Source organism: Streptomyces sp. NBC_01267 (assembly GCF_036241575.1).
Classification (GTDB): domain Bacteria; phylum Actinomycetota; class Actinomycetes; order Streptomycetales; family Streptomycetaceae; genus Streptomyces.
Map to the genome: position 1 here is coordinate 2536341 of NZ_CP108455.1, position 12588 is coordinate 2548928.

Annotated in this window: 11 protein-coding genes; 5 read left to right on the forward strand and 6 right to left on the reverse strand. The window is 70.4% G+C overall.

The window, feature by feature from the left end:
* Positions 1-6 precede the first annotated feature (6 nt).
* Positions 7-999: an amidohydrolase gene (locus OG709_RS11575; protein WP_329165927.1), complete on the reverse strand. Its 993-nt coding sequence runs from the start codon at positions 997-999 to the stop codon at positions 7-9.
* Positions 1000-1358: 359 nt separating this feature from the next.
* The gene (locus OG709_RS11580; RefSeq protein WP_266643135.1) at positions 1359-2258 is read right to left on the reverse strand and encodes an Lrp/AsnC family transcriptional regulator; all 900 of its coding nucleotides are present in this window, start codon (positions 2256-2258) and stop codon (positions 1359-1361) included.
* A 277-nt stretch (positions 2259-2535) separates the two neighbouring features.
* Between OG709_RS11580 and OG709_RS11585 the strand changes: the two genes are divergently transcribed.
* Positions 2536-3177, forward strand: coding sequence for an HAD family hydrolase (locus OG709_RS11585; protein WP_250298489.1), 642 nt, complete (start codon positions 2536-2538; stop codon positions 3175-3177).
* Positions 3178-3297: 120 nt separating this feature from the next.
* Complete coding sequence (locus OG709_RS11590) at positions 3298-3753, forward strand: tellurite resistance TerB family protein (RefSeq protein WP_250298490.1); 456 nt, start codon at positions 3298-3300, stop codon at positions 3751-3753.
* 280 nt (positions 3754-4033) lie between these two features.
* Here the strand turns inward: OG709_RS11590 and OG709_RS11595 are convergent, their stop codons facing one another.
* From OG709_RS11595 to OG709_RS11605, 3 genes are all read right to left on the reverse strand, one after another.
* Positions 4034-4933, reverse strand: a complete 900-nt coding sequence (locus OG709_RS11595; protein ID WP_329165931.1) for an ABC transporter permease — start codon at positions 4931-4933, stop codon at positions 4034-4036.
* Entirely contained in the window at positions 4930-7548 is a 2619-nt protein-coding gene (locus OG709_RS11600; protein ID WP_326694880.1) for an alpha/beta fold hydrolase, read from the reverse strand. The genes OG709_RS11595 and OG709_RS11600 overlap by 4 nt, the downstream gene beginning before the upstream one ends.
* Before the next feature lie 193 nt (positions 7549-7741).
* Positions 7742-8284 (reverse strand): nucleotidyltransferase domain-containing protein, encoded by a 543-nt coding sequence (locus OG709_RS11605; protein ID WP_329165934.1) that lies wholly within the window; start codon positions 8282-8284, stop codon positions 7742-7744.
* Positions 8285-8479: 195 nt separating this feature from the next.
* Between OG709_RS11605 and OG709_RS11610 the strand changes: the two genes are divergently transcribed.
* From OG709_RS11610 to OG709_RS11620, 3 genes are all read left to right on the forward strand, one after another.
* Positions 8480-9163: a hypothetical protein gene (locus OG709_RS11610; protein ID WP_266643128.1), complete on the forward strand. Its 684-nt coding sequence runs from the start codon at positions 8480-8482 to the stop codon at positions 9161-9163.
* Positions 9164-9278: 115 nt separating this feature from the next.
* Positions 9279-10709: a PE-PGRS family protein gene (locus tag OG709_RS11615; RefSeq protein ID WP_266645058.1), complete on the forward strand. Its 1431-nt coding sequence runs from the start codon at positions 9279-9281 to the stop codon at positions 10707-10709.
* A gap of 93 nt (positions 10710-10802) precedes the next feature.
* On the forward strand, positions 10803-11723 hold the full coding sequence (locus tag OG709_RS11620) for an alpha/beta fold hydrolase (RefSeq protein WP_266643127.1): 921 nt from the start codon (positions 10803-10805) through the stop codon (positions 11721-11723).
* A gap of 41 nt (positions 11724-11764) precedes the next feature.
* Here the strand turns inward: OG709_RS11620 and OG709_RS11625 are convergent, their stop codons facing one another.
* The gene (locus tag OG709_RS11625; protein ID WP_329165937.1) at positions 11765-12553 is read right to left on the reverse strand and encodes an aminoglycoside phosphotransferase family protein; all 789 of its coding nucleotides are present in this window, start codon (positions 12551-12553) and stop codon (positions 11765-11767) included.
* Between the last annotated feature and the right edge of the window lie 35 nt (positions 12554-12588).

Consider the following 12588-nt stretch of genomic DNA (forward strand, 5'->3'; position numbering starts at 1 on the left):
GTAGAGCTACCCGTGGTTGCAGCAGTCGGAGACGTACCCCTCGGGGAAGTACGCGGTCCAGCCGCCCAGCGTGCCGTCCGCGTACAGCTTGATGCCCTGGATGCGCAGCGAGTCGTCGCCGAGCGCGTGGCTCAGACCGAGGTCGAGCGCGGTGTCCAGCAGTGCGGACGTCAGATAGACGGAGGTACGCATCCGCAGGTCACCGCTGTCGCGGGCGCGCAGATAGGTGCCCAGCTCGCGGCGGGACGCCTGGGCGTCGCCGATGGTGGTGACACCGGCGGCGAGGAAGGTCTCCTGGGCGCGCAGCAGGTGCCCGCGCATGACGTCCTCGGGGTCGTCCAGGTGGAAGTTCGGGCCGTGGTTGGTGATCTTCACGCCGTCGGGGCCGGTGAGCAGGTCGCACGCGCCGTCCCAGAGTTCGCCGTTGGGCTCGCCGGACGCGGTGCGGCCGATGCGGCCACCGAGCGGGTCGGGGGTGCCGGCCGTGATGCCGTACTTGCGCAGCGTGTAGGTGTTCACGACGCCGCCGTGGCCCGAGGCGTTCATCACGTAGACCTCGCGGTCGGTGGCGACGCGGTCGAGGTCGTGGCAGGTGGGGTGGCGGCCCTCGGCCAGCCTGCGGTGCTCGTAGCCGAAGCCCCGGACGGCCGCGTCGGGGCGGAGTCCTCCGGCGTGGGCGCGCAGCGCGGCGACCAGGCCGTCGATGTCCGGGACGGTCTCCGGCCGCACGTCGGCCCAGGCGAGGTTCTGTCCGTACATGACCGGGTGGCAGTGGGCGTCGACGAAGCCGGGCAGCAGGTGGCGCCCTTCGAGGTCCAGCCGCGTGTCGATCCGGCCGTCCAGCGCCGCTCGGCAGTCGTCGGCCGTACCCGCGTGCACGATGCGCTCACCGCGCACGGCGAGCGCCTCGGTCCGGCCCGAGGGCGTGAGGGTGTGGACGGTGCCGCCGGTGACGAGGAGGGTGCGGTCCGAGGGTGCTGCGGGTGTGGTGGTGGCCATGAGGGTGCTCCCGTAGTGCAGGAAAGGGCGTGCGGTCCCGGAGGGCGGGCGCTGTCGGCCGCTCGGGCGCCGGTGCGGGTGTGGCAGCAGCGGCCGGGAAACGAATCGACGACCGGTAAGGGCGCGTACGAGCGATTCGCTGCATGTGACAGTACGACGCGAGCGAACGATTATCCAGAGGGCCAGGCTGGAAACTTTTCGCTCGCGGGGCGCGGTCGGTGCGAGCGAAGCGTCTCGCGGGGCGGGGTGGCGGCAAACGAAACGTTCGGGCGGGGTGCCGTGGGCCGGGATGCGGCGGTGCGTCCCCTCGGATGGGGCGGCGCATTGCGTTCGAGCGCGGGCGCGGCGGTGTGGTGTGCTCAGCCCGTCAGCGAGTCGTACCGCTCCTTGACCAACTCCAGATGGAGCCAGCTCTCCAGCCCGTGCACGCCTTTCAGCGCGCGCAGCTTCTCCAGCGACCCGAGCACGTCGGCCAGCGTCTCGCCGCCCACCGTGCCGATCACATCTGCCCGTCCCACGCACTCGGCGGCGAACTGCACCTGGTCCGTGGCCAGCAGGCCGCGCACCCCGGCCGCCCCGCGCTCACCGCCGGAGCGCCGCATCGCGAAACCCGCGAGGTGGCCCATTCCCAGCGTGCCGGGCCGGACCAGCGCCGCTACCCGGAAGACCCCGGCCTCCAGCAGCCGCAGTGACCTGGAGCGGGCTGCGGCGGCCGACATGGCGATCCGGTCGGCCAGTTCGGCGTACGACATCCGCCCGTCGGACTGGAGCTCGCGCAGGATCGCGTGGTCCGTCTCGTCCAGAGTCACGGCGCCGGGAGAAGTCACCGGCAGATACGGGTCCTTGAGCACCCGGGTGTACGGGGTGGTGTCGACGCCCCGCACTCCGGGCAGCCGCCCGATGTCCGCCACCAGGCCGCTCAGCGCGTCGAAGTCGGTCGTCCTCAGCTCCGCGATGACCGGCCGCTGTCCGGCGGTCAGGGTCACGAAGACCGCTTCGGACAGTTCGGCCACCGTCCGCGCCACGGGCGCTGCGGGCCCGTCGACCGCGATCGCCACGTGCGCGCTGACCGTACGGCCCTGAACCGCGGGGTGGATGACCCCGACGATCCGCACCACCCCGTCCTCGATCAGCCGCAGCGCTCTGGCGCGGGCCGCCGCGCGCGACAGGCCGACCTGCGCGGCGAGCGTCTCGTAGGACGTGCGGCCGTCCTCCTGGAGCCGGTGGACGAGCGCGAGGTCGGTGGTGTCGAGGTTCATCGGACGGTAAGTCTGTCACGGGCCGCCGGGCGCGAGGCCGGGCTCGGGGGCCACCGTGGGTCCCGGCGCCGGGCTCGCGTCCCGGCGGCCGGGCTTCGGTCCACCGGCCGGGCTTCGGTTCACCGGCTGGGCGCGCCGGGGCTTCCGTCCGGGCGCCGGGGCTTCCGTCCGGATCGGGCCGGCTCCGGCCCTGCCGTGGCCCGCATCGCCGGAACCCGCCCGCGTGTTCCCGCCGAGGGCCCGTCTCCAGCTCATCCGCCCCCGTAGTGTGCAGGCGATGATGGAGACGATCGTGTTCGACGTCGGCGAGACCCTCACCCGGGACGACCGGCACTGGCGTTCCTGGGCGGACTGGCTCGGAATCCCCACCCACACCGTGTCCGCGCTCGTCGGCGCGGTCACCGCCCAAGGGCGGGACAACAACGACGCGCTGCGGCTCCTCAAACCCGGCATGGACATCAACGAGGCCTACCGGGCCCGCGAGGTCGCGGGCCGGGGCGAACATCTCGACGAGAGCGACCTCTACCCGGACGTACGGCCCGCCCTGTCGGCGCTGCGCAAGCTCGGCTACCGGGTCGTCGTCGCGGGGAACGAGACGGCGAAGGCCGGTGAGCTGCTGCGCGGTCTCGATCTGCCCGCCGATCTGGTCGTGACCTCGGCGGAGTGGGGCGTGAGCAAACCCGATCCGGGGTTCTTCGAACGGGTCGTCACGGCCTCGGGCGCCGCCCCCGAGAAGACCGTCTACGTGGGTGACCATCCGCAGCACGACCTCTTCCCCGCCAAGGCCGCCGGGTTGCGCACCGTGCATCTGCGGCGTGGGCCGTGGGGGCACATGTGGGCCGACGACCCCGACGTGGTGGCCGCTGCGGACTGGCGGATCAGCAGCCTCACCCGGCTCGCGGCGGCCCTCGCGGAGTAGGGCCCTTCGGTTGGATCACGGCCCGGCGGCAGACCCGATGACGCGGTGGGCACTTCCCGCCGCGTCCGGCCGTTGTCCCTCTGTAAGTGGTGATCTACCTGGTGAACGAGGAGACGGCTGATGGCCCTGTGGGACCGGTTCAAGGACTCTGCGAAGACGATGCAGACGCAGCTCGAAGCGAAGAAGAACGACCTCAAGAGCGGCGGGTTCCGGGATGCCAGCATGGCCATGTGCGCGCTCGTCGCCGCGGCCGACGGTTCGATCGACCCCTCGGAGCGGCAGCGGGTCGCTTCGCTGATCGCCACCAATGAGGTGCTGAAGAACTTCACGGCGGACGACCTCCAGACCCGCTTCAACGACTACTGCCAGAAGCTCACGGCGGACTTCGACTTCGGCAAGGTCAGCGTGTTGCAGACCATCGGCAAGGTCAGCAAGAAGCCGACGGAGGCGCGTGCCGTCATCCAGATCGGCATCGTCATCGGCGGCGCCGACGGCGACTTCGACAAGTCGGAGCAGGCCGTGGTCCGCGAGGCGTGCTTCGCGCTGGGGATCGCGCCGACCGAGTTCGACCTGTAGTCCGCCCCGGCCTTGTCCCGCTGACCCCACGGTCGTCGCAACAGCCGTCCCTCCAGGACCCGTTACCGGTTTCCAGGTCTTCCCCGGCTGACATCGCGCCGGGGCGGATCCGACCGCCAGGGCGAAGGCGGCCGTGGACAGCAGCGTCCTGACCAGGTGGAGGCGGTTCCAGCGCAGCTCGAATGCCGCGCGGGCAACGCCGTCCGCCTGGTCGGCCGCGGCGGCGAGCGACCCTGCGGGCAGCGCCACCGCAGGCCCCGGCGGCCCCCTCGCTTCCCCGCTACGACACGATGTCCTTCCGCGCGAACCCCCGGAACGCGAAGGCGAACAGGACCAGTGCGTACGCCACCGACACCGCCGCCCCCTTGATCATCCCGCCCCATTCGAGCTGCGGCTGCAGCGCGTCAGCCCAGGCGAACTGCCAGTGCGCGGGCAGGAAGTCACGCCACGAGCCGAGCGCCGTCACCGCGTCCAGTACGTTCCCCACGATCGTCAGCCCGACCGCACCGCCCACCGCGCCCAGCGGCGCGTCCGTCCTGGTGGAGAGCCAGAACGCCAGTGCGGCGGTGACCAGTTGGGAGACGAAGATGAACGCGACGACCAGCGCGAGGCGCGGTACCGCCTGGGAGGCGGCGAGTGCGCCCCCGGTGGGCAGCTCCAACGGCCCCCAGCCGTACGCGACGGTGCCCACGGCGAGCGCCACCACCGGCAGCACCACCATCGCCGCCAGGCTGAAGCCCAGTGCCACCACCAGCTTGCTCCAGAGCAGCCGGGCGCGCGGGACGGGCGCGGCGAGCAGGTAGCGCAGCGAGGACCAGCTGGCCTCCGAGGCCACCGTGTCGCCGCAGAACAGTGCGACCGGCACCACCAGGAGGAACCCCGCCGAGACGAAGAGGCAGGTCGCGGCGAAGTTGGCGCCGGAGGCGGTCGCGGTGTCCATCAGCGTCGGGCCGTTCCGGCCGCTGCCGTTCGGGGTGCCGCCGACCGCGAACGCGGCGACCAGGATGAACGGCAGAGCCGTCAGTACCGCGCCCATGGCCAGCGTGCGCCTGCGCTTCCACTGCCGTCGGGCTTCGATGCGCAGCGGCAGGGTGTGCCGGGCCCGGTAGCCGGGGGCGGTCCCGGCGGCGGTCACCGGACTGTTGTCCGGTGCGTTGTCCGACAGCGCGGTCGTGCTCATGCGGAGGTGCCTCCGATCAGGGTGAGGAACGCGTCCTCCAGGCGGCGGTGCGCTCCCACACCGGTCAACGGCACGTCCAGGCGGACCAGTTCGGCGATGAGCGCGGCCGGGGTGGCCCCGTCGAGCCGTACGAGCAGCCCGTCGTCCGTCCGTACGGCGGACCCGATACCGGGCAGCGCGGCCACCTTCCCGGCCAGCGCCTCGGTGATCTCCTCGGCGGAGGTGACGAGCAGGGTGTCCCCACTGCCGGTGATCTCGGCGACCGGCCCGGCCTGTATCAGCCGCCCCCGGTCCATGACGACGAGATGGGTGCAGGACTGCTCGACCTCGGCCAGCAGGTGGCTGGAGACGATCACGGTCCGGCCCTCGGCCGCGTACCGGATCATCACGTCCCGCATCTCACGGATCTGCGGCGGGTCGAGGCCGTTCGTCGGCTCGTCGAGGATCAGCAGGTCGGGCATCCCCAGCATGGCCTGCGCGATGGCGAGCCGCTGCCGCATGCCCTGGGAGTACGTACGGACCGCGCGCTCCAGGGCGTCGCCGAGTCCGGCGATCTCCAGGGCCTCGACGACGTGCGAGTCCTCGGCGGGGCGGCCGGTGGCCTGCCAGTACAGGTCGAGGTTGGCCCGCCCGGAGAGGTGCGGCAGGAAACCCGCGCCCTCGACGAACGCGCCGACCCGCGACAGCACGGGCGCGCCCGGCCGGATCGCGTGGCCGAACACCCTGATCTCGCCGCCGTCGGGCGTGATGAGGCCCATGAGCATGCGCAGCGTGGTGGTCTTGCCCGCCCCGTTCGGGCCGAGCAGCCCGAGCACCTGTCCCTTCCGGACCTCGAAGGAGAGGTCGCGGACCGCGTAACGGTCGGCCGACCTGGCGTACTTCTTGCTGAGGCCGGTGATCCGCAGGGGTACGTCCGCCAGTTCGGGATCGGGCGCCGGAACGGTCCTGCGCCGGGAGACGAGCAGCCCCACCGCGATCAGCGCGCCGATTGCGGGCAGCCCCCAGACCCACCAGGCGAATCCGGCCGTGCCTGTCCTGAGGGCGGGCACGGTCGGCACGGTCAGGCTGTGCGTTCCGGCGAGCGAGACGGTGTACGTGGCGGGGGCGGCCGGCGAGGCGTAGCCGAGGTCGGTGGACGCGAGCACCAGCCGCAGCCGGTGTCCGGCCTCGACCCGGTGGTCCACGGCGGGCAGCGTCAGCTCGACCGTGCGGCCCGCCTTCGCTCCGGTGATCCGGACCGGGGCGACGAGCTGGTGCGGCAGCACCTGCTGCTTGCCGCCCGGCGCCACGTCGTACACCTTCCCGAAGAGCACCGCGTCGTCGGTGGACGACCGCACCCTGACCCGCACGGTCGGGGAGCCGGTGATCGTCCGGGCGGTGGTCAGCGGCGCCGTGTCGAAGTGCGCGTTCTGCCCGGGGAAGTCCAGGGAGAGCCCCATGCCGAGCCCGGACAGCTGGGAGAGCGCGGCGACGCCCGGCACGGCGGAGATCGCGGGCGGGGTGCCGCCCGCCGGGCTCTCGACGGTCTGTTCGCGGCCGGTCAGCGGGAGCGGGTGCCCGTCGTGCTCCAGGCCGGGGTAGGTGTCGCTGCTCGCGCCCTTCAACTGGGTCGCGCCGTCGGTCGAATCGACCCCGCCGGTCCGGGTGACCCGGAAGGCGGGCCCGGTGTCCGCGCCCTTGTCGCCCTTGAGGTACCGGTCGAACCAGGAGGTGATCCGGCCGTCGATCCGGCTCGTCTCGGCGTTCCCGCCGTCGTGGCCGCCCTCGATCCAGTCCACCGCGACGGGCGCGCCGTTGGCCTCGATCCGCCGGGCGGCGGCATCGGCCTGTCCCAGCGGGAACAGTGAGTCGGTCTGCCCCTGGACGAGCAGCGAGGGCACCTTGATCCGGTCCCCCACCGCCGACGGGCTCCGCTCGTCGAGCACCTTGCGGGCCGCGTCGTCCGGCTTGCCGCTCTCGGCGACCCGGTCGTACATCGTGCAGAGCTGCGCCTCGAAGCGGACGCAGCCACCGCCGCTGTTGATGAAGATCCCGGCCCAGAGCTTCTTGAACACCCCGTCGGGGAAGAGGGAGTCGGCCAGGTTCCAGTAGGTGATCTGCGGGGCGATGGCGTCGACGCGCTTGTCGTACCCGGCGGCGAGCAGCGAGATGGCGCCCCCGTACGAAGCGCCGGTGACGCCGACGCGCGGGTCCCCGGCCTTGTCCAGCTGGACCTCGGGGCGCCCGGCCAGCCAGTCGATCAGCCGCGACACGTCCTTGACCTCGTGATCGGGGTCGTTGAGCCCGATCTGCCCGGTCGACTTCCCGAAGCCGCGCGCCGACCAGGTCAGCACCGCGTATCCGTCGCGGGCCAGTTGCTGCGCCTGCCCCTTCACGTCGTCCTTGCTGCCCCCGAAGCCGTGCCCCAGCAGCACGGCGGGCCGCCGTCCGGAGCCGCCCGCGGTGAAGTACGAGGTGTCGAGGCGCACCCCGTCCACCGCCATCACCCGGTCCTCGCGGTGCACGGGCGCGGGGCCTTCGGTGGCGACGGCCGTCCACGTACCGGCCCCGGCCAGGACGGCGAGCGCGGCAGCCGCGCCGGCGACGACCCGGCCGCGGGGTTTGCGTAGCTTCATGCCTGAAACCCTAAGCGCCACCACCGACAAGGGGACGGGCCCCCCGGGGGGAACTGGCGGGCGTACCGGCGGAGTAGCGGCGCGGGGGTTCGTACCGCAGCGGGAGTACGGTCCCGGCGCCACCCGAGCCCCCGGTTGGTCAGTACGGTCCCGGCGCCACCGGCGACCACGCACGGCCAACGCCCAGGAGCCTTCAGCCGGATCCCTTGCCCGGTGCGTCGAGTGCCGCCTCCAGCCGGACGATGTCCTCGGCGTCCTTGCTCCGGCGCGGCCGTGCGGGATCCCAGACGGGCATCATCCGCTTGATCTCGATCTGAACCCGCGCGCTGACGATCGCGCACCGCAACTCCCCGATACGACCGGGCACGGCATCGAGCATCCCCTCGGGCCAGGGCGTCCCGGCCCAGAGGCCGCCCGCGACCACCACACGGCCGTCCGCATCCCTGTCCAGAAACGTGAAGCTGCTCTCCAGCCCGTCCTTGGCGAAGTCGAGTTGCAGGCCGGGAGGCGGCCCCGGCACCGGCTGCCAGCCGAGCCGTTGCAGGGCCTCCGCCAGGGCCGGGGCATCGTCGGCCCAGAGAAACCAGTCGATGTCGCCGTGGTCCCGCGTGACCTCCCCCAGGAAGAAGTCCATGGCCCAGCCCCCGCGAAGCCAGATATCGACCCCGAGGGTCCGGGCCAGATCCACGGTCCCGGCGATCTGCCGTAGCTGTTGATCAGCGCGCTGCTTGTCCATAGCGGGGCAGGGTACGGGGCAGCCACGCTGCGAACTGCGTTGTCGATGAGCCCTGTCGGCGCCAACTGGCCCGCTACTCCGCGCCCGACGGGTATCACCACCCGAAGCCACAAGAACGAGCAAACTGACGAGCCGCAGAAGATCAAGGTTAGGCTCGAACCGTCTCACCCGTCAGTTCGGTCCAGGAGGTTAACGGTGGCATTCGGCAGGAGCAAGAAGGTCGAGGAGCCTTCGGTTGAGCCGGTCTCCTGGGCGGACGTATGCGAGTTCGTTCTCGGGTCCGTCGAACGCCCCAAGACAGCAAAGCGCACACGTTCCGGGTTCGGCCCTCGCGCCGTGCGGGTACCGCAGGGCGACAAGGACATGCGGGTGCTTGCCCCTTGCGCCTACGTGGCGACCGCAGAGAAACACTCGTTCCCGTCCGACCCCGGTCTGACTCTGTATGAGGACATCGAGCAGCAACGGCTGCTCTGCTACCTCGACGCCCCACAGGATGTGGAGGGCGAACAGCACCACGTGGTGCGTGATGCGCAGGACCAAGTCATCGGAACGCTGCGGCGGGTGCCTCCCAAGCGCCCCTTCAAGCACACGTGGCGGATCGATCAGCCGGGCCATCCGGAGATCGTCGGACGCAACGAACTGGCCAGCGGCAGCGCCAAGGAGGTGGCCGGCCGGGCGGCAAGCCGGTTCGTCACGGGCGTCTTCGACGACCTTCTCAATCCAGGCGAAAGTGATCAGTCCAGTAAATACAGGTCACTTGAGTGGCGTTCCGGAGAGGACGTTGTCATCACGTCCGAGGGCAGCGCGAAGATCAATATCCACGCGGACTGGATCGATCGCCGCCTGGCTTTCGCATTCGCGCTCGTCGGTGATAATTGATCGCTCGCGCGGCTCACCTCCACCGGACGCCGGGGACCTCAGCCAAGCGCGTTGCCATGCCGGCGCGCGACTGATCCACGCCGGTCAACCGAAAGGCCAGGGGGAGACAGCGCACATGAGGATGGCAAATCCGGACGACCTGGAACAGCTCGCCACACTCATCGACGGTAAGGGCGGCGTACAGGACAAACTGGACGAAGCATTTACCAGGGCAACCCAGCTCGGCGTCTCCAGCCATCTGGTATCGCTCAAACCGCTGCGCTCCTGGACTCAGGACACCGGCCCGGATCTCCGCAGGCGTGCTTCGATCGCCAGACTGGAGAGCGGTGACCCGGAGGCCGGGATGCGATGGGCCGGATTCTCACCGAAGGAATTGGAGAAGTATCTCAAGGACCATCAGGGCAAGGGGCTCACGCCGGACGAGATCCTGCTCGCCAACTCCGTAGCGGCCAGCGAGGATCCCGAGGCGTCCGCCTTCAAGCGGAAGTCCAACGAGTCGCTGAACGACTGGATCAGCCGCATGAAGGCCCACGCGCTGGAGCAGATCCCCGGGCTTGCACCGCATGCGGCAACCATTGTCAGCATCATGGACCTGTATGGCGACTGGAAGTCGGTCGGCGGCACCGCGGCGACCGTGACCATGCAAGGTACGGCACTGACCAAGGTCCTGGTCGGCAACTCCCTCAAGCAGGGCGTACTCGCGCCCTGGAAGAACCGCATCGGCACCGTGCTCGCAGGCCGCAACAACAGTCTGCTCAAGTGGTCCGGAAACAAGATCGTCGCATACACGCCGAAGGTCCGTTCCCTCGGCGCACCGGGAAGTTGGTTCCCGAGCAAGCTCAGCCAGTGGGCACAGAAGATACCTGGCACGAAGGGCTTCGTCGCGGACTGGACCGGAGAGGCCTACAACGCGGTGCGTGGCCTCTCCATCATGAAGTCGCCCATCTGGAAGGGCGTGACAGTCAACAAGGCCATCAACTTCGTGGTGGGTTCGGACTCCCTGGCCGCGCGGTACGGCGGCCTCACTCACTCCGGCCAGGCGGTGTCGCGCGCTGGCAACGCCAACCTGTTGAAGGTCTCGGGCAACATCTTCTCGAAGGCTCGCGACCTCAACTTCAGCCGCACCGCCTCCCTGACCAAGGGGCTGGCAGGCGCGGGAAAGGTCGCAGGTGCCCTGCGAGGCGTCGGCATCGTAGGCAGCGTCGCAGCCACCGGCTTCAGCGCCGCAAACGTCATCGCCCAGGGCAATCCCGTCACAGCCTTCAAGGAGAAGGGTGCCGGTTACGTCGCCGACGTCGCCGAAGTGGGCTTCAACGCCTCGATGACCGCTGCCATGATCGCTCCCAACCCGGTCACCATCGGCCTCGCCGTCGGCTTCGGGGTCGTCTACGGCGGTGCGAAGATCGTCCAGCACTGGGGCGACATCAAAAAGGGTGCCGGAAAGGCCGCCGACTGGGTCGGCGACAAGGCTTCCAAGGTCGGCGACGGGATCGCCCACGGCGCCAAGAGCCTGGCCAAACACGTAAATCCTGCGCACTGGTTCTAAAGCATCCGCCAGAAGACGGCATGTGCCAGTCAAAGGTCTTCGCGGTAGCGTCCGAAACTGGCCGCACGATCCTTGGACGCCGTTGGGGGATTCATGAACGACGCCATCGCGCAGGCTGTATCAGCTCTGATCCCTGGCGGAGCGAGGCGTGGTGAACTAGCCCGCGAAGAAGGGCGCATGCTGCGCTGGATGGAGGCGGGTACGGGCGGACCGACGGTCGTTCTGGACGCGGCCAGCGGCACGCCCTCGCTGTCCTGGACGCCGGTGCTGCCCGCGCTCGCCGAACGCACCCGGGTCATCGCTTATGACCGGGCCGGGCTCGGCGCGAGCGACCCGGCGATGCCGGTCGCCATTGACTCCGAGGTCGAAGACCTGGCTGCCCTCTTGTCCGGTGCAGGGAACGGCCCATGCGTCCTGGTCGGCCACAGCTGGGGCGGCATGCTGGCCCAACTCGTGGCCTGGGAGCACCCGGAGCTGGTCGCTGGGCTGGTTCTCGTGGACCCCGCGCACGAGGAGTTCCAGCCCTGGACCATCCGTACTGCTGAAGCGGTACTCAACCAGCTGTCCGCCCTGAGGATGTCTCTGAGGCTTGGCGATCGCTCTGCTCGGCAGCAGGATCCGCAGCCGGCCGACAGCGGGATCGGTGTTCCACGCGTCCAGGACCTCCTCGTCGAGGCAGAGATGGCCTGCAATGCGCACGAACACCAGAGGCGCACCAGCGCAGCGGAGGACGGCTTGCTCCGCGCGCACATACCTGCCGTCCGACGGCTGCGTACTGCCTCGCGCCTGCCTGACATACCGGTGATCGTCCTGAGCGCGACCCGGGGGTTGCCGACGGGCCTGCGTACTCGATGGACCTCATTGCAGGCCCGGATCGCAGTCACTGCCGATCGAGGTGAACACATCGTGGTGCCAGATGCGGCCCACTACATCCACACCACCCGGCCTGATGCTGTTACAACGGCCGCTCTCAAGGTGGTTGAACTGGCACGAGACGGACACACCTCGCAATGAGCCCTGGCCCTGATCCACCCTCCCGGCCCACCAAAACACCCTCATGCGCAGGATGCGCGACCGCTGCCCGGCAGGAGAAACGCAGGCGCGCCCCCGATGAGCGGCGCGGTCGCCCGGCACCATCCGAGGACGCGGGCCGCAGACATCCCCGGTACGAGCGCGGCCAGTTCGACGATCCGCCGCTCCAGCTGCTGCTCGTCCTCGACCCCCTCGATCACCCAGTCGACGGCGTCGAAGTCCGGGTCGCCGAGGGCCGGCCGGGGATCGATGGCGACGAGCCGCCCGCCTGCCCCGATCAGTACGTTTCCCGGATGCAGATCGCCGTGGACCAGCCCGTCGGCGGGCCCGGTGCGCGCCATCTCCAGCGCGGCGGCGCGTCCCCGGCTCAGCAGGTCCGGGTCGGCGGTGCCACGGCGGTCGGCGAGGTCGTACAGGAAGGTGATCCGGTCGGCGAGCGGCGCCAGTTGGGGCGAGCGGTCACACGTGACCGAACGCAGCTCGACCAGCAGCCGGGCCACGTGGGCGAGTTGCCAGCCGCTCTCCATGAGCCGTGTTCCCGGTTCGACCCCGGCGAGGAGCAGGGCCCCGACGCGGAGGTCCTGGTCGAGCAGCCCGACGACGGAACGGGTGTCGGCCCAGGCCCGCAGCGCTTCGGCTTCGTCGGTGGCGATGACGGGGTCCGGTGTCAGCTTCAGCCATACGGTTTCACCGTCGCGTAGGCAGCGGTACACCCGTGACGTACCGCCTCCCCCGGCCTCGCCGACGCCGAGCCCCCACCGGACGGCAAGCTCAGCGACAAGGGCGGGCAACGCGTCGTACCAGGAAGCCACTTGGGGACCGAACCGGGCGATAAGTCGGTCTCGGT

Bases quoted from the DNA above. Each gene is read 5' to 3' on its own strand.
- OG709_RS11575 (WP_329165927.1), bottom strand. From the start codon at position 999: ATGGCCACCACCACACCCGCAGCACCCTCGGACCGCACCCTCCTCGTC.
- OG709_RS11580 (WP_266643135.1), bottom strand. From the start codon at position 2,258: ATGAACCTCGACACCACCGACCTCGCGCTCGTCCACCGGCTCCAGGAG.
- OG709_RS11585 (WP_250298489.1), top strand. From the start codon at position 2,536: ATGATGGAGACGATCGTGTTCGACGTCGGCGAGACCCTCACCCGGGAC.
- OG709_RS11590 (WP_250298490.1), top strand. From the start codon at position 3,298: ATGGCCCTGTGGGACCGGTTCAAGGACTCTGCGAAGACGATGCAGACG.
- OG709_RS11595 (WP_329165931.1), bottom strand. From the start codon at position 4,933: ATGAGCACGACCGCGCTGTCGGACAACGCACCGGACAACAGTCCGGTG.
- OG709_RS11600 (WP_326694880.1), bottom strand. From the start codon at position 7,548: ATGAAGCTACGCAAACCCCGCGGCCGGGTCGTCGCCGGCGCGGCTGCC.
- OG709_RS11605 (WP_329165934.1), bottom strand. From the start codon at position 8,284: ATGGACAAGCAGCGCGCTGATCAACAGCTACGGCAGATCGCCGGGACC.
- OG709_RS11615 (WP_266645058.1), top strand. From the start codon at position 9,279: ATGAGGATGGCAAATCCGGACGACCTGGAACAGCTCGCCACACTCATC.
- OG709_RS11620 (WP_266643127.1), top strand. From the start codon at position 10,803: ATGAACGACGCCATCGCGCAGGCTGTATCAGCTCTGATCCCTGGCGGA.